Source organism: Granulicella sp. S156, from assembly GCF_009766105.1.
In the GTDB taxonomy this organism is placed as follows: Bacteria; Acidobacteriota; Terriglobia; order Terriglobales; family Acidobacteriaceae; genus Granulicella.
In genome coordinates, this window is the sequence record NZ_LMUH01000005.1 from 1 (window position 1) to 22975 (window position 22975).

Here is a 22975-nt window from a genome sequence, read left to right on the forward strand (position 1 = left end):
CAAAAGCGGAAACCGCTTCTGCCTCGATCCCTCAAAAATCAAAAAGTCACAGGCTCTCAGGATGACGAATTTGAGGGGAGGCTAAGGGGGAGAAATACAGATAACCAAGCGTTCGCCTGACCTTATCTACGTGTTCGCTTTGTCTTTGCCCTTATAGGTTCGGCAGCCACATCGCTCAGGCTGGAGTTGTGCGGCGTCGTTCCATGCCGGCAACATGCCCATTTCGTGGGCTATATGGGCTCTTTTTCCTGTTCCAGCGCTCGCTCCCCGGAACCCGTCTTGACCCCTGCTTTTATGCGTCTTCGGCAGCTATAATAGAGAGTGCCCATGCCAGACGATCAGAACCCGCAACTGCCTCTCGGACCCGACTCAAACTCACCTTCTCCGCAGGACGCAAACTCCAACAATCCCCCGCTTGCGGGGGGTGCTGGTGGAGACGGTCCCACCGCGCCTACCGGCCCCGGTGCCCTGTACATGAACTCCATCAATATCGAGGAGGAGATGCGCCGGTCGTATCTCGACTACTCGATGTCGGTCATCATCGGCCGCGCGCTGCCCGATGTCCGCGACGGCCTCAAGCCCGTGCATCGCCGCATCCTCTATGGAATGCAGGAGATGGGGTTGCAGTTCAACAAGAAGTACACCAAGTCGGCCAAGGTCGTCGGGCACGTGATGGGTAACTACCACCCCCACGGCGACTCCGCCATCTACGACACCATGGTGCGCCTGGCGCAGCCCTTCAGCCTGCGCTACCCGCTGATCGACGGCCAAGGCAACTTTGGCTCCGTGGACGGCGATCCACCCGCTGCGATGCGTTACACCGAGAGCCGCATGACGCGGCTGGCCGGTGAGATGCTCGCCGATATCGATTCCGATACCGTCGACTTCGTTCCGAACTACGACGAATCGACCTCCGAACCGACGGTTCTGCCCGCGCGCATCCCGAATTTGATCGTCAACGGCAGCACCGGTATCGCCGTCGGTATGGCGACCAACATTCCGCCGCACAACCTCACTGAGGTCCTGAACGCGACCATCGCGCTGCTCCAGAAGGAGAAGGGCGAGACCCGCGGCGACCTTGAGATCGTGCTGGAGCATGTGAAGGGGCCGGACTTCCCCACCGGCGGCTTCCTCTACGGGCGCGGCAACCTTACCCAGACCTACAAGACCGGACGCGGACGCTTTATGATGCGCGCCAAGTGCGGCATGGAACAGATCACCGGCGGACGCCAGGCGATCATCTGCACCGAGATTCCGTACCAGGTCAACAAGTCGAACCTGATCAAACGCATCGCCGAGCTGGTGAACGAGAAGATCATCGACGACATCTCCGATGTGCGCGACGAGAGCGATCGCGACGGTATGCGTATCGTCATCGAACTCAAGCGCGGCGCGCAGCAGGAGATCGTGCTGAACCAGCTGTACAAGCACACCTCCATGCAGGAGAGCTTCAGCATGATCTTCCTGGCCGTGCACAACGGCCAGCCGAAGGAGCTGCCGCTCAACGAGGCCATCTGGGCCTTCATCGAGCACCGCATCGACGTCGTTCGCCGCCGCACCGCGTTCCTGCTGAACAAGGCCCGCGACCGTGAGCATGTGCTGCTCGGCTATCAGATTGCGCTCGACCATCTCGATCAGGTCATCAAGATTATTCGGCAATCGTCCAGCCGCGCGGATGCCCGCGAGAACCTCTTCGGCTACTTCAGCAATCGCCGCATTAGCCTGCGCGGCACTGAGCTGCAGGGCGTCACGCTGGATCCGAAGAAGTACAACATCGATCTCGCCGGCGGCTCGGTCTCGGCACAGCTTTCGAATAACACTGCCGGGACGCTGATCCTGAGCTACCGCCAGATCGACGCGATCCTGGAACTGCAGCTCTACAGACTCACCCAGCTCTCGATTGACGAGCTGCTGAATGAGTTGAAGGCTGTGCGCGACAACATCGCGGAGTACGAGTCGATTCTCGCGTCGGAAAAGAAACTCCGACGAGTGATTATTAAAGAGCTCGAGGACATCCGCGACAAGTACGGCGATGCCCGCCGCACCACCATCCTCGACGAGTCGACCGAGCTCACGCTCGAAGACCTGATCGCCGATGAGCAGGTTGCGGTAACGGTTTCGAACACCGGCTACCTGAAGCGGACGCCGATCTCCACCTACCGGCAGCAGCGCCGCGGTGGCACGGGACGCCTGGGGATGAAGACGCGCGAGGAGGACTTCGTCGCGCAGCTCATCATCGACTCGACGCATGCCTACCTGCTCTGCTTTACGAACTCCGGCCGCGTCTACTGGCTGAAGGTCTATGAGATTCCCGACATAGGCGCCGCCGGCAAGGGTAAGGCGATGGCGTCGCTGGTCGACCTGCAACCGGGCGAGAAGGTTGTGACGATTCTGCCGGTGAAGGACCTCACGGAAGAGTCCAAGTACGTGCTCTTCGCCACGCGCAACGGCACGGTGAAGAAGACACCGCTCAAGGACTTCTCGAATGTGATGGCACGCGGCATTATCGCTATCGGCATCGACAAGGACGACGAGTTGATCACGGCCCGCATCACTGACGGCCAGCAGGTCATCTTCCTCGCCACGCACGACGGCATGGCGATCCGCTTCAACGAGCAGGATCTGCGCCCGATGGGCCGTCCGGCCTTCGGCAACCGCGGCATCACGCTGAAGAAGGACGACTATGTGATCGGCGCGGCGGTTACGCCCTCCAACGAGGCGCGCAACAAGAAGCGTCTGGAGCTAGCCGCGCAGACCGGCCTCACCGCCAAGGTGGAAGCCGTACTGGACGAAGCTGGTGAGAGTGTAGCGGCACAGCCTCTGGAACTGGCTGAGCCTGGCGAGCTGAGCGCGCCGGTGATCTCGGAAGAGGCCGCCGCCAAGCTGCAGAAGCTGGACGAAGAGCTGGGCCTGACACCGTGCCTGATTCTGTCGGTCTCGGATAACGGCTACGGCAAGCGCACGGATGTGGACTCCTACCGTCTACAGACGCGCGGCGGCAAGGGCGTGATCAACATGAAGGCCACTCCCAAGATCGGTAAGGTCGCCAGCATTCAGTTGGTGGACGACACGACGGAGATGATGGTGATCAGCCAGTTCGGCAAGATCATCCGCATCGACACCAAGAGCGTTCGCGCGGCGGGACGAGCCACCATGGGCGTCAAGCTGCTGGATCTCGATGCCGACGATAAGGTGGCTGCGGCGATGGTTATCCCGCCGGAAGATCCGAAGAGTCCTACGGAGAACGGGGCGTTGCTGCAGTAGTTGCCTTTGTTTTTCTTCCTGTCATTCCCGTAGGGAATCTGCTTCTAAAGGGCGTGAGCTTCGGCTCACGCCCTTTCTCTTGCCCGTGTTTCGGAGTTTGTTTGTCTACCCCAGCGCTTACGCGTGATTGAAATCCGAACGGAGTAGGATAAGTCTTCAAACTTAAGCCAATGAGGACTCTCCGTGAAAGCCAAAATCTTCAAGTGTCTGGCGACACTTGCTGGTCTGTTGTTGTCCTACGTCCCAGCCTTCGCACAGCAATCGCTCCAGGTATTGCACGGTCATGTCAGTACAGCAGTCTCTAGCGGGAAAGCGGAACTAGTGGGTTCGCTTCCATCGGAGAAACAGCTGAACCTCACCGTGGTGCTGCCGCTACGGAACCAAAGTGAACTGACCAGCCTTTTGAGCCGACTCTATGATCCGTCCAGTCCAGACTATCGCCACTTTCTTAGTGTCGGACAGTTCACCGATCAGTTCGGACCTACGGTTGCGGACTACCAGGCAGTGGTTGACTTTGCCAAAGCCAATGGCTTTAGTGTGAACGATACGCCAGCCAATCGCTTGATTGTGCCCATCAGCGGCTCCGCAGCACAAATCGAAAAGGCATTCCATGTGCAAATGAAGGTCTATCAGCATCCGACGGAAAGTCGCACTTTCTTTTCGCCGGATCGTGAACCTTCAGTCAATCTGAGCGTACCGCTGTTGCACATTGTCGGTTTGAACAACTTCTCCATACCGCACCCCATGGTAAGAAGAGCGGCAGCGGGGCAAGTAACAGGCAACACCACCGGTTCAGGACCTGGTGGTTCATACCTCGGCAGCGATATGCGGGCAGCCTATTACGGCAACACAATCCTCACTGGCGCCGGCCAGGCAGTTGGACTTCTGGAGTTTGGCGGCTACAACCTCAGTGATGTGAATCTGACATTTAGCAGTGCTGGACAGTCGTACAACGTCCCCATCAACAACGTACTTTTGGACGGAGCTACCGCTGCTCCGGTTGATGGCGATGTCGAACAAGTATTGGACATCGTGCAGGCTATCGGCATGGCCCCAGGTTTGAGCCAGGTTCGTGTGTATATCGGGAACTACTCCGAAGTAGACATATTTAATGCCATGGCCACGGAAAATATCTGCAAACAGCTCAGTACTTCCTGGGGTTGGGCACCGGATGATCCTTCGACAGACGATGTCTTCTTTCAGGAATTTGCCGCCCAAGGTCAGAGCCTATTTACCTATTCTGGAGATGACGGAGCCTTCGATACAGCGACCAGTCAGGCTTTCTATCCGGCAGAAGACGATTACGTCACGGCTGTTGGCGCTACTCATTTAAACACCAATGGTGCAGGCGGTTCTTGGGCGTCAGAATCGGCGTGGAATTCGGAAGAGCCAGGCACAACCGAACGGTATGGGAGCGGTGGCGGAATCAGTCCCGATGGCATACCGATTCCGAGCTGGCAAGCCGGGGCGGCCAATTCAGCCAACGGAGCTTCAACCACCCTGCGCAATGTGCCGGACGTTGCCATGGAAGGTGATTTCGATAACTACAACTGCGAGATGGGTTCATGCAGAGAAAACTGGGCTGGAACCAGCTTTGCGGCTCCGCGCTGGGCGGGCTTCATGGCGCTGATCAATCAGCAGGCCGTGGAGGCCGGCACAGCTCCCAGGGGCGGTTTGGGTTTTATCAATCCGGCCATCTATTCAATCGGTGCGGGCTCCAGCTTCAATAGCGATTTCCACGATATTGTTAGCGGGAACAACGACACCTACAACCAGCCCGTGTGGTATAGTGCTGTCCCTGGCTACGATCTGGTGACTGGATGGGGAAGCCCGGCTGGACAACACCTGATCGACGCTCTGGCAGGACCACAGGTGCCGGGCTTTTGGCTCTCAACCACACCTAGCATTCTGTCCATTAATCAGGGTGCTTCTGGCACAACCACCGTCACCATGACTGATGCGAGCGGCTTCGCAGGCAGCGCCAATCTGGCCGTGTCTGGCCTGCCCAGCGGGGTGAACTCATCGTGGAGCACGAATCCCACAAGTGGGACCAGTGTGCTTACATTGACCGCCAGCAGTTCAGCCGCAGCAGGAACCTCAACGGTAACCATTACCGGTACTTCCGGCTCTCTGAACGCAACCACGTCTCTGCCTTTGACGGTTCAATCGCCGAACTTCACGCTGTCAGCTTCTTCGAGCATCCTTACTGTGAATCAAGGCAACTCCTCTACTTCCACAATTTTGGTAAATCCCGAATACGGGTTCACTGGCAGTGTAAATCTGACCGTGTCTGGCCTGCCCAGCGGTATGACCTCATCGTGGAGTACGAATCCCACAACTGGGACCAGCGTGCTTACATTGACCGCGAGTAGTTCCGCCGTGCTCGGAACATCTGCGGTGACCATCATAGGTAACTCTGGTGCCTTAAGCGCGAGCACGACCATTACCGTAACTGTCAGAACAGTGGCAGTGGCAACAGCGACTACCTTGACGGCGACTGCAGCTGGCGCTCCAGCCTCCTCTGTAGCATCGGGGAGCGTTGTGATACTGACTGCGACGGTAAGTGCCGGGCCAACGGTCTTGACGACCGGGCAGGTGAACTTCTGCGATGCAACGGCCGCGCACTGCGAGGACATTCATCTTCTCGGCACCGCGCAGTTGACGAGTACGGGAACGGCGGTGCTGAAGTTTGTTCCGGGAATCGGGAGCCACAGCTATAAGGCAGTCTTCGTGGGCAGCGCGACCAACGCAGCGAGCAACTCCAACGCATCGGCGCTGACGGTGACCAGCGCGATTGCATCCACAACGACTATCGCACAGAGCGGCAATCCGGGCGACTACACGTTGACAGCAATAGTAACGGGACAAGGAGCAGTTTCGCCAACCGGGACTATCTCTTTCCTGGACACTAGCAATGCAAACGTCCTGCTGGGTACTGCAGCTTTAGTTGGAGAAGAAGCTTCTGTAAACTGGCTAACTTCCCAGTCGCCAGCGGCGGGATCTTCTCCAATGTCCATTGCTGTGGGGGACTTTAGCGGCGATGGAATTCCGGATTTGGCAGTCGCGAACCTTGGCGGGACTGACGGGAGCGTGACGATACTGCTCGGCAATGGTGACGGGACATTTGCACCTACTGCGGTAAGTCCGTCAACAGGCACCTATTCCTGGTCCATCGCAGTGGGGGACTTTAACGGAGACGGCAAGACTGACTTAGCCGTTGCAAACGCAGTAAGTGACACGGTGACGATTTTGTTAGGCAAAGGGGATGGGACATTTACCCCACAAGCGGTGAGCCCGGTGACGGGTTCCTATCCAGAGTCGGTGGCAGTTGGAGACTTCAACGGGGATGGCATACCGGATTTAGCCGTGGCCAACGGATATGGCAATTCGATAACAATTCTGTTGGGTAATGGGGACGGGACATTTACCCCAGCGGCAAGCCCGACGACAGACGACAGTCCGGTCTCTGTCGCCGTGGGGGACTTTAACGGCGATGGCATTCGGGACTTGGCCGTGGCCAACGCAGGGAGCGGCACGGTGACGGTTCTGCTGGGCAATGGAGATGGGACATTTACCTCAACGGCTAGTCCCGCAGCTGGCTGGAATCCTGTATCCGTTGCAATAGGAGACTTCAACGGAGATGGCATACCGGACTTAGCTGTGGCGAACGAATATGGCAATACGGTAACAGTTTTGCTGGGCAAAGGGGACGGGACGTTTACCCCAGCGCCTAGTCCAGCTACGGGCAATGATCCCTCATCCGTAACAGTGGGGGACTTCAATGGAGACGGCAACGCCGACTTGGCGGTGGCGAACTCCAAGGACAATACTGTCACTATTCTGCTGGGCAACGGGAACGGGACGTTTACGGCTGCGGCAAACCCGTCAACCGGAAACTATCCACTGTCTGTAGCGGTGGGGAATTTCAAGAAAGATGGCCAGACGGGCCTAGCTGTGGCAAACAACATCAGCAGCACGACAACGGTTCTAACGACACAATTGACACAAACAGCGACAGCTGTGGCAAGCAATATCTCGGTCGGCGCAGGAACGCACTTGGTAGAGGCGAGTTATCCCGGAGACAACAACTACACCTCCAGCGTCTCCGGCACGACGGCGCTGACCGCGCCGCTAGTGACGCCGACGGTATTGGTCACACCTTCTTCCACGAGCATCACGACGGCTCAACCCTTGACTGTGATGGTTGCCATCAACGGTACACCGACACCGACCGGTTTGGTGAAGTTGGTAAGCGGCAGCGACAGCAACACGCAGACCCTTAGCGGGGGCAGTACGACGTTCACCATAGCGGCCGGATCGCTGGCCGCCGGCAGCGACACATTTACCGCCAACTACACGCCCGACTCAACCAGTGCCTCGATCTATAACAGCGCCACAGGTACATCTCCCCAGATTACGGTGACGACTGCAGTCCCTCCCAGCTTCACAGTCAGCGGAACAACGGTTTCTGTAGCGCCCGGCGTTACCACTGGAAACACTTCGACCATCACCGTAACGCCGTTGGGCGGATTTACCGGCATGGTGAGCCTGAGCTGCGCCATCACCCCTATGACCGCCAGGGATGCGGCGACATGCAGCATCCCCAGTTCGGTTACGATCGGCGGAACGACGCCGCAAACAATCACTCTAACCGTTCACACCACAGCGGCAACGAGCGCTACACAGGTCTATCCCAAACGCCAAGGAGCTCCGTGGTACCCGGCAGGTGGTACGACTCTGGCAGGGCTCCTCGTCTTTGGCATAACTGTGCGGCGGCGTAATTGGCAGACGAGGCTTGGAATGCTTCTGTTCTTCGCCATTCTTGTCGGCGGTTTGTCGGCGTGCGGTGGCGGTGGTGGTGTGAACTCCGGCACAACCCCAGGCACCTATACAGTGACGGTGACCGGAACATCGGGCACCCTTTCTCAGCAGGGCGCGATCACCCTCACCGTGCAGTAGGTGCTACGCGATTCATGCAGCCGCACCGTTGCCAGAGTGCGGCTGCATGTGCCTTCAAGCATTAGACTTCGCTGAGCTTCAGTGCATAGCGTGCGTACTTGCGACCACTCGTGCGGATAAGGACGCCTTTCTCTGTAAGGACGACCAAATCGCGCGTTGTTGTCGCGGACGAAGCGCTGGTGACGGAGGGGCACCACCTTCTGCTGTCTCCCACTGATGTAGTGGTGCGGTCGACGGCGCTCAGGATGGAGAGGCCTGCAAGCTTACTGGCGCTGGCAATCGTTGCCACGCGGCAAAACTGTAGGTCTCTCCACTGCGGCGCAAAAGCGCGCCTCCGGTCGAGATGACAAAGTTTGGGTGATGTGGCCGGGAGACACTTGCGGGGTGCGGATGTTCTACCTCTGTGCTCACCCCCTCGCCGTCTGTTGAAGGATCCGTTGGCGGCGAGCAACAGCAGATTAGCTCTCGTCCACGCCACCTATAGCGCTCTCTACTTCGGGTGTGAGGTCGCGTGGGCTGAGGGCTGAGGGCTGAGGTCTGGAGTAGGAGTTGGGCCTGGTCGTCGTCTACCGCGTCCAGCAGGGTGGTGGCTGAGCCTTGTGGCTGTGAGATGCGGGTGCGGAAGTAATAGGTCTTGCCCGTCTGGGCGTTCAACCTGTGTAATGCGATTCCATCTTCCATCGGATTCCACCCGCTTGCCTGGGCCCATACACAGACGTGGTGTACGCCGGGATCGACCAGGAAGGTCAGGTAGGTTTCGCCCTCCGTTGCCCCTACCCATTTGCCATCCACCCCGACTCTCACCGTCACGCCGTGGAAGGGGAGCCTGGCGACGTTCTCAAATAGGTAGACCAGGACCTTGCCGGAAGGAACCTGCGGTGGTGGCGCGACGTACTTGTCGGGCTTTACGTCAAAGTCCAACTTTGCGGGGCCGCAGGCTGCGATGGCGGCGGGAAAGTCCTGCGCAGTCTGTTGGGCTTTGGCCTGCGGCAGTGCAAGGGCTAAAAGGATGAGGCCTGAAAGGATTGATGCTGCTGCACGAGCTTTCATTGGGTGCTCTTTCTGTTGTGCCGGGCACGGTCTCTTGCGCGGCGCATTCCTGTGTTGCAGAGACGTGGGGGGTTCTCGATTGGCCTCTGGCGCTGGAGGAACTTACAGAGGGGCTCGATGAGCCTACGCCTCTCGGTGGTATCTGGCTACTGTCGCCGCTCCAAGCTAAAGACGGTCGCCCTTGCGGGCGATGCCCACCTTAGGCGCATAAAGCGCGCGCCGAAGATGGGGCACCCGGTCGATGGCTCGGACTACGGCGAGAGACAAACAAATGACAAATACCAGCGCTCAATGGGGTTCCCGCACTCCCCTTGACCGAAACATTTCTACCGAAATCGCATCTAACTCAGTAGAGGTTTTTTACGATGCAACGCTCCTCATCTTTCCTGTTTTCCCTGGCGCTTCTGTCCGCTGCTGCCGCTACTTCGCTGGCGCAGAATGCGGGTATCGCCGACCCCGATAATGCTCCTGCACCACCCCCGTCCAACTATGTTCAAGGTCAGGCGGCTCCGATCCAGCGCACAGCTCCAAGTGGCTTACACCTCAACACTTTGGCTGCAGGCCAGCCGCTTACGACCACCGACGGTACCGCCAGTGCGGGCGTGTTGCCGGGCGTGATGGTCCGGGTGGGGCCCAATAGCTCCGTCCGCTCCGTGTCCACTACCGACGCGGGCGTCGCCGAGGTTCGCGTGGAGCATGGCCGCGCCAATGTCAGCGTCGATCACCCTGAAGGCAACCCCCAGATTCTCGTCGACCTGCCCAGTGGACAGGTTGCGCTGGTGAAGGATGGCTTCTACACCTTCAACGCCGATACGAATACCGTACGCGTGCTGCATGGTGAGGCTCAGGCGTTTTCTGGCCAGAACAATAACAACTCCATCAAGATCAAGGACAACCAGCAACTGGTGCTGGGAGCGAGCGGGCGGGCTTCGGATGTTGGCCCCAACCAGGCGCGCGCTGATCTGGTGCTCGACAACAACACCTATGGCCGCAATCCCAACGCCAGCTCCTACCAGGGTGGCGGCGGCGGCGGCTACTACGGTGACGGTGGTTCCGGCGGCAATGCCTACTATGGCGACGCCTATTACGGCGATGGTTACTACGGCTATCCGTACTATGCGTATGGCTATCCCTATGGCTACTACCCTTACTGGGGTTACGGCTATCCCTGGGGCTTTGGCCTAGGATGGGGCTGGGGCGGCGGCTACTATCGTGGCGGCTGGGGCTATAGAGGCGGTTATGGCTATCGCGGTGGCTATGGCTATCGTGGCGGTTACGCTTATCGCGGTGGTTACGGCGGCGGTTATCGTGGCGGCTACGGCGGCGGTTACGGTGGAGGCGGCTTCCACGGTGGTGGAGGCGGTGGTGGCTTCCATGGCGGCGGTGGTGGCGGCGGTCATCGCTAACGCAATCCTCCAAAACAGCTCTTCAGATGCCCCTCTTCGCTCGATGCGGAGAGGGGTTTTCTGCGTTTGCGAACAGGCGATGAATCCTCGATGAACGTTTCGGCTGGAAGAACAACTTTGGTTCAGGTGTCCGAGTCAGACGGTCTGGGAGCAACTCCCAGGAGGATTCACACAATGGCACACGAATCGCACAAGCAGGCAGCAGAGCACCATGAGCACGCCGCCAAGGCGCATCACGCGGCAGCCGAACACCACGAGAGCGGCAACCACGCAGCAGCCCACGAGCACTCGGAAAAGGCCCATACGCACTCGGTAGAGGCGCACAAGCACTCCTCCGACGCGCACGCCAAGTCGGCTGAGAAGCTGTAGTCGAGAGATTTGAAGAAGGCCGAAGAGGGTGGTGAGGATTTTCTCAGCGTCGTCTTCGGCCTTTTTGTTTTTGGATCTTCTTGCTGTTACCTGTTTCTTTCGCCGTCATTCTGAAGCGAAGCTGAAGAACCCCCGCATTGTTGCCACCACAAATGCAAAGCAAGACAAAACAAATGCTTGTGGTGTGCTTTGCATACGTGGTGATACGAATGCGGGGGTCCTTCGCCTACGGCTCAGGATGACGGCGAAAAACAGACAACGACATCATTCCTATTTATGCGAAACGGTTTTAGCTTGCGGGAGGCACCGTGATGTCATCCCCGATATAGGCATGCAGTGCCTGGCCCTTCTTGATCTCCACGTTTTTGCCGTGCTTGATCAAGCCGATCGGCCCGAAGAGTACCGTCAGCACTACCGCGCTGGTCGTTCCACTCTCGCCCTCTTTGCCTTTGGTGCCGCGCAGCTTGATCTTGGTGTCGCCTACCTTCAGGTAGTTGAGCCGCAGATTCAGCTCGCCGGCTTTGCCCATCATGCCTGACTTCTCCGCCTTGGTCACTTCACCAAACGCTTTCGCGCCAGTCTTCGCCACAACTACGTTTCCCACCTTCAGATCATCGGCCAGCGTAAGTTCTACCGGGTCACCCTCCGACGAGGTCTTCGAACTTAGATCCTGCGCAAACTGCAAATCCACATCGTCGCCTTCGCGAAGCATGTACTTGCCAGATGCATCCGGGTTCATAGCGGCAGCGGGTGCAGACGCCGCGACCGGTGCAGCAGTGGGCACAGCAGGTGCCACTGCCACCGTGGGCGCGGTTGCGGTTACCGGAGCTGCCGGAGCGGTGGCTTGCTGTCCCACGGCACGACTGCCGACGGCCGAGAAAACTACGAAAGACGACACAAGCAGACGCCGCATAGAACACCTTAGGTTGAGGATAGGAATGCCACCTAAACCTACGCGGAAGCCCCACAAGACACAAGCGAAATAAATATTCGGGGTTGCATGGAAAACGCGGCTCTTACACGAGACCACTCCAAACCAAACGGCTAGACGTACCGGAGATAAAAAAGACGCACAACTTTTCTATTTTTGTGTGGTTCCTACACCTGTGCGTGGAAGATAATTCCCTGCGCTAGTCAAAAGGAGACACAACAATGCGTACTGGTATCAAGGCACTACTGGCAGCAACGGGTTTGATGGCGGCGATGGTGCCGGCGACGACGATTCAGGCACAGGTCCCGGGACCTCATCCGGCTTATCTGCATGCGCTGGACGATCTGCGCGGAGCGCGGGGCATGCTGGCTGACCACTGGCAGTGGGGTGCTGTGAAGCAGGATGACCAGGCTGCCATCCGCGAGATCGATGCAGCAATCAATGAGATCAAACATGCGGCTATCGACGACGGCAAGGGCCTCAACGACTATCCGCCGGTCGATACGCGCCTGAGTCCGCATGACCGCTTCCGCAGAGCGAATGAGTTGCTGGCGGCAGCCCATCGCGATCTCGATCACGCCGAGGATGTGCCTCAATCGCGCGGACTGCGCGATCGTGCGGTCGGCCACATCGATGCGGCACATCAGATCGTCGATGCGGCGTGGCGTAATGCTCACTGGCAGTAAATCTGACTTCGTTGAGTTGTGAGTTTTGAGTGAGTCTGTTTTGAGTTAAGGCGGTGTCGCTGGAATAGTGACACCGCCTCTACTTATTTGCCCTTGTAGGGCACGTACAGATCGGGAAACTGCTTTTTCAAGGCCTCTACTTTGGGCCTGTCGCAGACCAGGATGTAGGGGTTTCCGGGATTGTTGAGAGCGTAGTCCTGATGGTAGTCCTCGGCGCGGTAAAAGCCCTTCGACGGTGTGACCTGCGTCACGATCGGCTTGGGAAAGACTTTAGCGGCGTTGAGCTGCGCGATGTATGCCTCGCTGAGCCTGCGCTGATCATCGTTGAGGGTGAAGATCGCCGACCGGTAGGATGTGCCGACATCTGGTCCCTGCCGGTTGAGCTGGGTCGGATCGTGAACGACGGTGAAGAACACCTGCAACAGGCGGCCGTAGGTGATCTTCGAGGGGTCGTAGACCACCTGTACCGACTCGGCGTGGCCGGTGGTCTCGGTCGTGACCTGATCGTAGGTTGCAGTCGAAGCCGAGCCCCCAGCATAGCCAGTGGTCGTCGCCAGTACACCGCGCACGTGCTCAAAGACAGCCTGTGTGCCCCAGAAACAGCCACCGGCAAAGACCGCCGTCTGCTTTCCTGGAGTAGCGGCGAGGGCGACGTCTGTGGTTGGGGCGGGGATCATGGGCCTGTCGGCTGCTTTGCATCCGCTGCAGAGAGCGATGACAGTGAGGAGGACGAGGGTCGTGTTGCGCAGAATGTTGAAGCGGGGCATGGTGGACCTCTCTTACAGCCATAAGACTAGCGCAGAGGTGGATGGGTTACATTCATGGGGCTGATTCTACTTTGTGGGATCCCATCAAAAATGAGCAGGAGCGGTCGCGCTTCGCGCGATGCCCGCCTTAGACGCGCAAAGAACGCGCGCCGAAGACGGGGCACCCGGTCTTACCGTATGGCCTAAAGGCCGTACTCTTCAAAGCGCATATCTACGCTGTATAGCTTCGGCTCAAGCCGAGTGCGGCGAGGCCTTTTCTGTAGGCGATTGAGCTTCGGTCGGCGGGAAAGTGGGCTTCTGCATGGAGGTCGAGCGGGAGGTCTTCCGGATACTGCCGCTCGACGACCGCGATATCTTCTGCGAATACCTGGTGGTTGAAGTCGAGCGTCTCCTGTAGCGGAGAGTCCTTATCGAAGTTCCGGCAGATGGGCACAAAGAGCCGCGTCTTGCGAGCGGAGATGGGCGATGCGGCGTTCAGGATGTGCAGTTGGCCGTCATTCGGGAAGACCACCGTGAGCTTCGCCGTGAAGGGGTAGAAGACCTCGAACCGCCTGTGCCAGAGGAAGCCTGGCGGGTTAAGGTGCTTGTAGGCGTGCGAGTAGTTGCTGACCGTGCTGAGGTAGTCGGCCACAAAGCCAGAGGGCGTCTGCGTGATGGGATAGTCCGGCACGACCGGGTTGTCGGACTCACCGAAGCTGTCCGTATGGATAAAGGCAAAGTGGCTTACGTCGAGGAAGCCTTCGATCTGGCGGCCTGCGGCGGCGTGAATGAGGACGCTGTTGGGGAGCACTGGAAGGTAGTCTGGATCGCCCCACTCCTTCATCTCCGGCAAGGGGAGCGGGCCGTTGTCTACCAGCCGCAGCCAGACCAGGCCGTAGCGCTCCTGTACGGGAAAGATCTGGAGGCGCAGTCGAGGGGAGATGGCTCCGCCGGGATGCGCGGGAATGCAGGTGCAGCGGCCCTCGCGGTCGTAGCGCAGCCCGTGATACTTGCAGACGATCTCGTCGCCTTCGACGTGACCCATGCTGAGCGGAACGCCGCGATGCTGGCAGATGTCCCGGGCCGCGGCCAGCGAGCCGTCGGAGAGGCGGTAGACGACGACGCGTTCGTCGAGGAGGGTGGCTGCGTAGGGCTGATTGGTGACCTCATGCGAGAAGGCGACCGGATACCAGAAGGGGGCAAGCGCCCGCCAATCGGCCTCTGGAAAGGTGCACCCGCGAGGAAGAACCGCCTGACCAGACCCGGCTGAGATCAGCTCAGCGGTTGGTACGAAGCTTGTAGGGGTCGCCATAGGCCATTATGGGCCTGCGCCACTGGCGGCAACAAATCATAAATTTTGATTCTAGTATTCGCCGTGGCGATCAAACGTCCAGTGCCGGACGGGGCCTACATCCACGTGCACAAACTGGCTGAGCGGGTAGTAGCCTACACCGCCGGCCTGCAGGCTTAGCGCGGCATCGCGCAGACGGCGGGTACGGATGCCGGGTACGCGGATGTCGATGGCTTTGGCCTCTATGTGCTGCGAGTGCTTGGCTACGCCGGTCTCGGGACCGAGGTTGCGCAGGTACTCATTGCTCTCCGGCGTGCGGTAGCCGCAGACTACGTCGATCATGCCCTGTGGGCGGCCGAGCCGGGCCATCAGGTTGTGCAGCAGGTCGAACTCGTGGGGATCGTAGTGGCTCTGGTCTTCGGTGCGGTGGTCACGCAGAAAGTGATTGAGCTTGTCCATCGCTTCAGGGATGTAGACGTCGCCGATGCGGTAGACCACGTCGAGACTTTCGCCAGTGTGCAGGTGGTAGAGCTTCAGCTTATACTTGCGGCCCGTCGTGGGCAGGCTGTCGCCTTCCTCGGGCACGATTCCGGGTTCCAGAAGGGGTACGGACTTCAGCGGCTCCATGTGGGTATGAAGGTGAATCCGCGTGTTACGTGCCGCAGCGGGCAGGGTCAGGCAGAGCAGACCGGCGAAGGCCAGGGAGGCAAAGACGAGGTTGCGCAAGCGCCGATTGTTGGAAAGTGCGGTATAGAGCGGCAGATTCAATGAAGTCGGTCTCCGTGGGAATTAGTCTGCACTTGCAAGTCGGGCCGGGCGAATCGAATTCGCCAATTGCCATTCCACTCTGCCATTCTAGCGTAAGAGTTGTTCTATGGAGTGTCATCTCTTTGTAAGGGCATTGTCAAAGTAGCTTCCTGGGTGGGGCGGCGAAAACAAGCAACAGTAAGGACAACTACGATGGATAGATAGTGTCTTTCTTTTTAGATAGTTACGTTACCTTGCCGGAGCACCTTCGATGAAAAAGCTCGCCCTTGCCCTACTTCTGGTGCAAACAACTTTCCTGTGTGCCGCCAAACCGAGTTCTAACCCGGCGGACTACCCCCTCAGGGTGCATGTTGTATTTTCCAGGTATGACACCCATAACGCCGAGCAGGAACTTGACACCATTATCGATGGACAGCAGGTTCTACTCGAGAGTGAAGGAACCAGTGGCACTGGCGTTCTCGCGTTGGGGGACTACAAAGCTCAGCTTTCCAAAACTATTTGGATTCCAAAGCACCCCAACGGCTACGACACCTTCCTCGTCTATCGGTTCCTGCTGCCCGATGGCACGATCCGTGACTTTAACGTCGTTGGCCTGGGACCCAAAGCCGATACCGGGACGGCCCCCGCGCCTACGCACCCTTGACGGCGGCTGTATCATCTAAAGAGAACGAAGCGATTTGTTGGAAGATCATTGCATGTTTCGCACTAGCACTAATCCGGTGAGTATCTCCCGCGTGACGCCTTCTCGTCACGACTTTGCCTAGCTGCGCCTTCCCCGACTTCTTTTCCCCTGTTATCTGTTTTCTGATCCCTGCCTTTGCAGGAGGAGCCGCATCATGTTCGACCGCCTTGACCAGATTGAAGAACGCTACGAAGACCTTGGCCGCCAGTTAGGCGACCCCAGCCTGCTCTCCGACCAGAAGAAGTTCCAGACCGTTGCCAAGCAGCATCGCGACCTGGAGCCGACGGTGGAGAAGTTTCGCGAGTACCGCAAGCTGCGCGACGGAGTCACCGAGGCCAAAGCCATGCTCGGCGAGAGTGATGCCGACATGCGCGCCATGGCGGAGGAAGAGCTCGGCACACTGGAGCCGAAGCTCGGCACTGTAGAAGAAGAGCTGAAGGTGCTACTGCTGCCCAAAGATCCGAACGACGATAAGAACGTTGTTATCGAGTTGCGCGCGGGCACCGGCGGAGACGAGGCCTCGTTGTTCGTCGCCGAGGTCTTCCGCATGTATCTGCGCTTTGCCGAACAGCATAAGTGGAAGGTGGAAGTGCTGTCGCAGACCGACTCCGATGTGGGCGGACTGAAGGACGTGACCGCTATCTTCGAGGGAGACAAGGTCTACTCGCAGATGAAGTATGAGTCCGGCGTGCATCGCGTACAGCGCGTTCCAGCGACCGAGACGCAGGGCCGCGTACATACCTCAGCCATTACTGTCGCGGTGCTGCCGGAGGCCGAAGAGGTCGACGTCAAAGTCGAGGCGAAAGACCTGCGGATCGATACCTTCTGTTCCTCGGGTCCGGGTGGACAGTCGGTGAATACGACTTACTCGGCGATTCGTATCACGCACCTGCCTACCAACACCGTTGTGAGCTGCCAGGACGAGAAGTCGCAGATCAAGAACCGCGAGAAGGCTATGCGCGTTTTGCGCTCGCGGCTGTATGAGGTCGAGGCTGAGCGCATTCACCAGCTTCAGGCTAAGGAGCGCAAGCAGCAGGTGGGAACCGGCGACCGTAGCGAGAAGATCCGTACCTATAACTTCCCGCAGAACCGGCTTACCGATCACCGCATCGGGCTGACGAACCATCAGCTCGCGATGGTGATGGAAGGTCTGTTGCAGCCGACCGTGGATGCTCTGATCGCGCACTATACGGCGGAGAGATTGAAGGCGGAGATGGTGGCGGCTTGATGGATTGAAATCGAGGTGCCCCATCTTAGGCGCAGCTTCATCGCGCCTAAGGTGGGCATCGCGCGGAGCGCGACTGCTCCCGCCCATTTTCCTATCGCCACAAACGTAAAATCAACCGCATGACATTCGGCCTCAAACGCTACCAGACATCAGGCCATGACCACGCGATCAACTTCAGTTGATACCAGCACCTTCCCTATCTCGACACCCCCGAATCGCGCGATCTGTTCGAGCACTCGCTTGAACGGACACGACGCAAGTACAACTTCCAGGTCTTCGGATACGTTGTAATGCCCGACCACGTTCACCTTCTCGTCTCCGAACCTGTGTCTCAGCCACTCTCGAAGGCCATTCAATCGTTGAAGGTCTCGGTTAGTAAACAGTTGCCGCAGCGTCCGTTCTGGCAGGAGCGTTACTACGATTTCAACGTCATCACGCATCGCAAATTTGTTGAGAAGCTAAAGTACATTCATCGGAACCCCGTGGCAGAGGGACTTGTCGAGGTGCCAGAGGAATGGCCTCACTCCAGCTACCGTACATGGCTTACAGAAGAGCAGGGCACTGTATATATCAGTGGGTTCTGACTGGAATGAGCGGGAGCGGTCGGGCTTCGCCCGATGCCCACCTTAGGCGCGCAAAGAACGCGCGCCGAAGATGGGGCACCCGGATTGTGCGGATCTTCGTTCACCATTGCCCTGGTGCCAGCTTTAGTACCGTGCCTGGTTTCAGTGCGAGGAGGGAGGCTTGCCTCGCTGCTTCCCCTTGTGCGCAGTGGGCGACGATGAAATTGACTATTGGGGTTGGGTCGGGCAGGCCGTGGGGATGATGATCGCAACCGTGTTTGACGATCAGGACGAAGTCTCCGCCCAAAGCCATGTAGCGTTCGCGGACGATGTCTGTGTTCTCTTCTTCCGGAACTGCTGTATCCGCATCGCCGCAGACATGCAGGATCGGTATGTGCGCGGCGGCGATCGGCGCAAGGATATCGATCGGGTTTCCTTTGAAGTTCAACATCTCCTGCTCATTGGCAAAGTGATAGCTCGCGATCGCTAGTTTCCAATCGTTAGGACTGCCAGTCCCTTTGCCTTTGCCGCCCGGCCAGCTCTTCATATCGCAGACCGGAGCGTCGCCATAGATGCAACCCACTTTATCTGTGTTCACGTAAGCCCAGCGATAGGCATAGAGGCCTCCGCGACTTAGACCCTCCAGCGCCGGTTTGGAGGAGAGCCCATATTGCTTCGTCATCGTCTCGTAGAAGACGTCGAAGTGCTTCATGGCGTCGGGACAGCCGAAGGTGTTTCCTACGTCGAGGAAAGCGACATAGAACCCAGCTTTCAAGAGAGCGATATCGGCTGCGGGAAAGGCGTCCCAGAACATGGTTCGCCAGACCCAGGGCCGTCCTGGCAATGGGTCTTTCGGCTGGACGATATGGCCGGTGCAGCCATCTACAACTAAGTCGTGGAGGACATAGCCGTGGTAGTCCTGCACTGGTGGGCCTGGAAAGGCAGGGGTAGAAGACAGGGCCCGTACTTTACTGGAGGCGGCAAGTGCGGCAAGGAGTTGTATTAAATTCCGGCGGGTCACGAAGGTTCTCCTTCGACAGAGTTTACTGGTAGCGTTTGTGGCCGAAGGTCATGCGGTGATTTTACGGTTGTGGCGATAGGAAGATGGGCGGGAGCGGTCGGGCTTCGCCCGATGCCCACCTTAGGCGCAAAGAACGCGCCGAAGATGGGGCACCCGGATTAAAGGTGGGCGCCCGATTTGTGGCTTCAGGTGGAGTTATTTCTCCGGCAAGCTCTCTTTGATCGATTGCGCGACATCGTCGATGGAGGTCTTCTGGCTCAGTTCGCGCACCTCTTGAGCATTGGCCTCTTTATCCAGGCCCATCTCATTTGCGATGTGCCGATCCATGCCGAGTACGGCTGTGATCTCCTTCTCCGTCAGCAGCAGGATCTGCAGCATCAGGTGGTCGCGTTCATCGGAGCGGCGGCCCAGGCGGGCTTGTCGCATCAGGATGAAGCTGGCGACAAGGATCGACTCCATCGCGACGATGGTCTGCAATAGCGAGAAGGGCGCGGGGTCGAAGTGCCGCAGGTGAGGTAATAGGTTGAGCTCAATCCATAGGGCAAAAAGGCAGAGATGCGCCACAACAAACGTGAGGCTTCCGACGAACCCAGCGATCGAATCGGTGAGCCGCTCCGTCCGGGTCCGCTGAGAGAGGAACTCCTGCTCGTGTTTCGCGATCAGCTCGACATGGTCCTGAATGTGGGCCTGCGACATAACGCACCCTCCTTCCTGCTTGAGTTGGATGCATAGTAGCCAGCCTCGCTGATAGTCTTCCCGATATGCGTTGTCCGCCTGTCTTTTTCGCGTTGACCCTCGCCGCCACCCTGGCACCCGCCCAGCAACCGTTTACGCTGCAACAGATTCTCAGCGCGCCCTATGCGCTTTCGCTCACAGCTGCCCCATCGGGCACGCTCTTCGCATGGGTTGAGAATGCCGAGGGACGGCGGAATCTCTGGATAGGCGGGCCGAAAGAGTCCGCGCGGCAGCTTACGCAGTACAGCGAAGACGATGGGCAGGACATCGATGGCCTCGTCTGGTCGCCGGATGGGACAAGCATCGCCTACAGCCGTGGCGCGGAGACAGGTGCCGACGGCAAGCCGGCGAATCCAGCGCATCTGCAGCGCGCGACACCAGTGGAAGTCTGGGTGCAGCCGATCGCGCCTGACAGCCAGCCCGTGCTGCTTGGCGAAGGCCATTCGCCGCTATTTTCGCGCGATGGACGGAGCGTACTGTTCGTGCATGGAGGCCAGATATGGTCTGCCGGGCTTTCTTCCTCCATGGCCTCACCCAATGCCGCGCATCAACTCGTCTTCGATCGTGGCACGGCGAGCTCGTTGACGCTTTCGCCCGATGGCAAGCTGCTGGCGTTCGTCAGTCATCGCAGAGATCACAGCTTTATCGGAATGTTCGATCTGAGTGCGCACACATTGCGTTTTCTCTCACCCTCCACGGGCAGCGACTTCGCACCGAACTTCTCGCCTGATGGCCAACAGATCGCGTGGCTGCGTAAGCCGTTCACGGAGGCTCCGGAGTTCGCAGCGAATCGCGTCTCGGCGTATCCGTGGTCGATCCAGCTTGCGAGTGTGGCGAGCGGCGAGGCTCATACTCTCTATTCCCCCAAAGCGAACGAGCGCGGGAGTGTGACGCCGCATCTTTCAAGCGGGAGCCCGCGTTTGTTCTGGGCGACAGGTGGCAAGCTGCTCTTCTTCAGCGAAGCGGATGGATGGGTGCATCTCTACTCGCTACAGGCGGACAAACCCGGATCACAGCCGCGTTTGCTTACGCCTGGGGCGTTTGAGGTTGAAGACGCCACTCTCAGTGCGGAAGGACGAACTGTCTTCTATGCTTCGAATTCGGCAGTTGCAAATGCTTCCGATGCGGACCGCCGCCATCTGTGGAAGATCGACCTCGGCGGAACAAACTCCGAGCCGATCGCTCTCACGCATGGCAGTGGCATCGAGACCCATCCGCAGATTGCAGCCAGCGGCGAGATTGCCGCGATTGCCAGCGATGCCCGTGTTCCGTCGCATCCTGTGATGGTGGCCGCGGATGGAACATTTACGCCGCTGCATGCGGGCGCTTTGCCACAGGACTATCCGGCTGCGCTGGTTACGCCGCAACAGGTGCTCTTCCGTTCTAGCGACGGCATTGATCTCCATGGGCAGTTGTTCCTCCCCGAGCGAAAAACAAGTTCCAAACGCCCCGTCATCGTCTTCTTTCATGGTGGGCCGGAGCGGCAGATGATGCTTGGTTATCCGGCGATGGATTATTACTCCAACGCGTATGCGATGAATCAATACCTCGTCGCGCGCGGGTTTATCGTGCTCTCGGTGAACTACCGCTGCGGCATCGGCTATGGGATGGAGTTCTACCGGTGCGAGGGCTCAGGTGCGGATGGCGCTGCAGAGTACAACGACGTACTCGCGACGGCGGCGTATCTGCACTCGCGCAACGATGTCGACCAGAAACGCATTGGCGTGTGGGGAGGGAGTTATGGCGGCTACCTTACGGCGCTGGCGCTGGCACGCAACTCCGACCTGTTTGCCGCCGGCGTGGACTTTCATGGCGTCCACGACTGGATTCTCGAAGACGATGATGCCAAGTGGCTGCGCGGCAACAATGCAGAGAAGGATGCTATCGCCACAAAGGCTCGCGTTAGCTCACCGATGGCAGATGTAGCGAAGTGGCGCTCGCCGGTGCTCTTCATCCACGGTGATGACGACCCCGAGGTCTCCTATGCCGAGACACAGGCGCTGGCCGATGCGTTGCGGGCTCGTGGCGTGCCTTTCGAAGAGCTTATCTTTCCCGATGAGGTGCATGATTTTTTGTTGCATCGGGATTGGCTTGCGAGCTATGAGGCGGAGGCGAAGTTTTTTGAGAGGGTGTTGAAGCCTGGGCAGTAGGTCATTTGCGTCTGGAGATCCCTGCATTTGCCTATAGCTGCAACGCTACTCCGAACAAAATACAGGGGTCTCTCCGCTACGGCGCAAAAGCGCGCCTTCGGTCGAGATGACAAGTTTTTGGGGAGACTATAGAACTGCTATTTAGTGTGCGTGGCTGTGTTCGTGGTCGTGGTGATGGCCGCCTGGGCCATGGTGATGGTGCGAGTGGCCGTCGATGACGTCCGGCTCCGGTGGGGAGACGCAGCCATCGACTGTGGGGCAATCGGTGACCTCGATCTGGATCGTTGAGTGGTGGATGCCGAAATGGTCGCGAAGCTGATGGTTGATGCGCTCCAGCACCGCTTCGCTCTCCGCAAGCTGCATCTCGATGACCTGCACGTGGCTGGAGAGTGCGTGCGACTGCGAGGTCAGGCTCCAGACATGAAGGTCATGCACGTTGACGACGCCGGCCACACCTTGCATAGCCGTACGTATCTCATTGAGATTGAGCGAGCGCGGCGTGCCTTCGAGCAGGATGTGCAGCGTCTCGCGCACGATGCCCCAGGAGCTCCACAGGATCATCGCGGCGATGATGAGCGAGAGCAGCGGGTCGATCCACTGCTGGTGTGTGAACAGAATTGCCAGGCCACCAAGAATGACCGCGGCGGTCGAGAGTGTGTCGCCCAGCATGTGCAGAAAGACGCTACGGATGTTGACGTCGCCGGAGAACTTCCAGAGCAGCCCGGCGATGGCGCCGTTCATGACCACACCGGCGGCAGCTACGGCCATCATCAGGTGCGGCTCTACCGTGACCGGATGGAAGAACCGTTGCAGGGCGGTGACGGCGATCCAGAGGGCGAGTACCAGGAGGCTCAGTGCGTTGACGAAGCCCGCCAGAACGCCCGCGCGCTGATAGCCGAAGGTGCGCTGGTCGGTTGCCGGCCGCGTCTGCAGCCATACCGCAACGAAGCTGAGTGCTAGCGCGAGGAAGTCGGAGACGTTGTGCCCAGCCTCGGAGACCAGTGCGAGCGAGTGGGCACGCAAGCCGAAGAACAACGTCGCAAGGATATAGAGCAGCGTGAGCGCAAGCGAAAACTTGAGGATGCGCTGCATCGAGCCGCCGGGTTTCGCGTGGGCGTGCATATAT

General features: G+C 58.8%; 17 protein-coding genes. 9 read left to right on the forward strand and 8 right to left on the reverse strand.

Annotated features, from left to right (window positions below; all coding sequences use genetic code 11):
* The first annotated feature begins 327 nt into the window (after positions 1–327).
* Positions 328–3264, forward strand: a complete 2937-nt coding sequence (gene gyrA, locus GSQ91_RS02290) for a DNA gyrase subunit A (RefSeq protein ID WP_158819648.1) — start codon at positions 328–330, stop codon at positions 3262–3264.
* Between the two features lie 183 nt (positions 3265–3447).
* Positions 3448–8223 carry an FG-GAP-like repeat-containing protein gene (locus GSQ91_RS02295; protein ID WP_158819649.1) on the forward strand — a complete coding sequence of 1592 codons (4776 nt, stop codon included), beginning with the start codon at positions 3448–3450 and terminating at the stop codon, positions 8221–8223.
* A 240-nt stretch (positions 8224–8463) separates the two neighbouring features.
* Here the strand turns inward: GSQ91_RS02295 and GSQ91_RS02300 are convergent, their stop codons facing one another.
* Positions 8464–9273 (reverse strand): hypothetical protein, encoded by an 810-nt coding sequence (locus tag GSQ91_RS02300; RefSeq protein ID WP_158819650.1) that lies wholly within the window; start codon positions 9271–9273, stop codon positions 8464–8466.
* Between the two features lie 365 nt (positions 9274–9638).
* Here GSQ91_RS02300 and GSQ91_RS26110 point away from each other — a divergent pair, with 365 nt between their 5' ends.
* A complete protein-coding gene (locus tag GSQ91_RS26110; protein WP_158819651.1) occupies positions 9639–10679 on the forward strand; it encodes a FecR domain-containing protein in 1041 nt (346 codons plus the stop codon).
* A 174-nt stretch (positions 10680–10853) separates the two neighbouring features.
* Positions 10854–11048, forward strand: coding sequence for a hypothetical protein (locus GSQ91_RS02310; protein WP_158819652.1), 195 nt, complete (start codon positions 10854–10856; stop codon positions 11046–11048).
* A gap of 289 nt (positions 11049–11337) precedes the next feature.
* On the opposite strand, the gene GSQ91_RS02315 is transcribed toward GSQ91_RS02310, so the two are convergent.
* Positions 11338–11961 (reverse strand): hypothetical protein, encoded by a 624-nt coding sequence (locus tag GSQ91_RS02315; protein ID WP_254064328.1) that lies wholly within the window; start codon positions 11959–11961, stop codon positions 11338–11340.
* A gap of 239 nt (positions 11962–12200) precedes the next feature.
* Between GSQ91_RS02315 and GSQ91_RS02320 the strand changes: the two genes are divergently transcribed.
* Complete coding sequence (locus GSQ91_RS02320; RefSeq protein WP_158819653.1) at positions 12201–12665, forward strand: hypothetical protein; 465 nt, start codon at positions 12201–12203, stop codon at positions 12663–12665.
* An 83-nt stretch (positions 12666–12748) separates the two neighbouring features.
* On the opposite strand, the gene msrA is transcribed toward GSQ91_RS02320, so the two are convergent.
* The 3 genes from msrA to GSQ91_RS02335 all read right to left on the reverse strand — a co-directional run bounded on the left by msrA (position 12749) and on the right by GSQ91_RS02335 (position 15470).
* Entirely contained in the window at positions 12749–13432 is a 684-nt protein-coding gene (gene msrA, locus GSQ91_RS02325; RefSeq protein WP_158819654.1) for a peptide-methionine (S)-S-oxide reductase MsrA, read from the reverse strand.
* 211 nt (positions 13433–13643) lie between these two features.
* The gene (locus GSQ91_RS02330) at positions 13644–14723 is read right to left on the reverse strand and encodes an aromatic ring-hydroxylating dioxygenase subunit alpha (protein WP_158819655.1); all 1080 of its coding nucleotides are present in this window, start codon (positions 14721–14723) and stop codon (positions 13644–13646) included.
* A 51-nt stretch (positions 14724–14774) separates the two neighbouring features.
* On the reverse strand, positions 14775–15470 hold the full coding sequence (locus GSQ91_RS02335; RefSeq protein ID WP_158819656.1) for a DUF882 domain-containing protein: 696 nt from the start codon (positions 15468–15470) through the stop codon (positions 14775–14777).
* Between the two features lie 250 nt (positions 15471–15720).
* On the opposite strand from GSQ91_RS02335, the gene GSQ91_RS02340 reads away from it, so the two are divergent.
* The 3 genes from GSQ91_RS02340 to GSQ91_RS02350 all read left to right on the forward strand — a co-directional run bounded on the left by GSQ91_RS02340 (position 15721) and on the right by GSQ91_RS02350 (position 17964).
* Positions 15721–16113: a hypothetical protein gene (locus GSQ91_RS02340; protein WP_158819657.1), complete on the forward strand. Its 393-nt coding sequence runs from the start codon at positions 15721–15723 to the stop codon at positions 16111–16113.
* Between the two features lie 193 nt (positions 16114–16306).
* On the forward strand, positions 16307–17380 hold the full coding sequence (gene prfA / locus GSQ91_RS02345; RefSeq protein WP_158819658.1) for a peptide chain release factor 1: 1074 nt from the start codon (positions 16307–16309) through the stop codon (positions 17378–17380).
* Between the two features lie 224 nt (positions 17381–17604).
* Positions 17605–17964 (forward strand): transposase, encoded by a 360-nt coding sequence (locus tag GSQ91_RS02350; RefSeq protein WP_254064358.1) that lies wholly within the window; start codon positions 17605–17607, stop codon positions 17962–17964.
* A gap of 100 nt (positions 17965–18064) precedes the next feature.
* On the opposite strand, the gene GSQ91_RS02355 is transcribed toward GSQ91_RS02350, so the two are convergent.
* Entirely contained in the window at positions 18065–18964 is a 900-nt protein-coding gene (locus tag GSQ91_RS02355) for an alpha/beta hydrolase (RefSeq protein WP_158819659.1), read from the reverse strand.
* A 195-nt stretch (positions 18965–19159) separates the two neighbouring features.
* Positions 19160–19660: a DUF1003 domain-containing protein gene (locus tag GSQ91_RS02360; protein WP_158819660.1), complete on the reverse strand. Its 501-nt coding sequence runs from the start codon at positions 19658–19660 to the stop codon at positions 19160–19162.
* A 65-nt stretch (positions 19661–19725) separates the two neighbouring features.
* On the opposite strand from GSQ91_RS02360, the gene GSQ91_RS02365 reads away from it, so the two are divergent.
* A complete protein-coding gene (locus tag GSQ91_RS02365; RefSeq protein ID WP_158819661.1) occupies positions 19726–21849 on the forward strand; it encodes a prolyl oligopeptidase family serine peptidase in 2124 nt (707 codons plus the stop codon).
* A 141-nt stretch (positions 21850–21990) separates the two neighbouring features.
* Here the strand turns inward: GSQ91_RS02365 and GSQ91_RS02370 are convergent, their stop codons facing one another.
* Entirely contained in the window at positions 21991–22971 is a 981-nt protein-coding gene (locus GSQ91_RS02370; protein ID WP_254064329.1) for a cation diffusion facilitator family transporter, read from the reverse strand.
* Positions 22972–22975 lie beyond the last annotated feature (4 nt).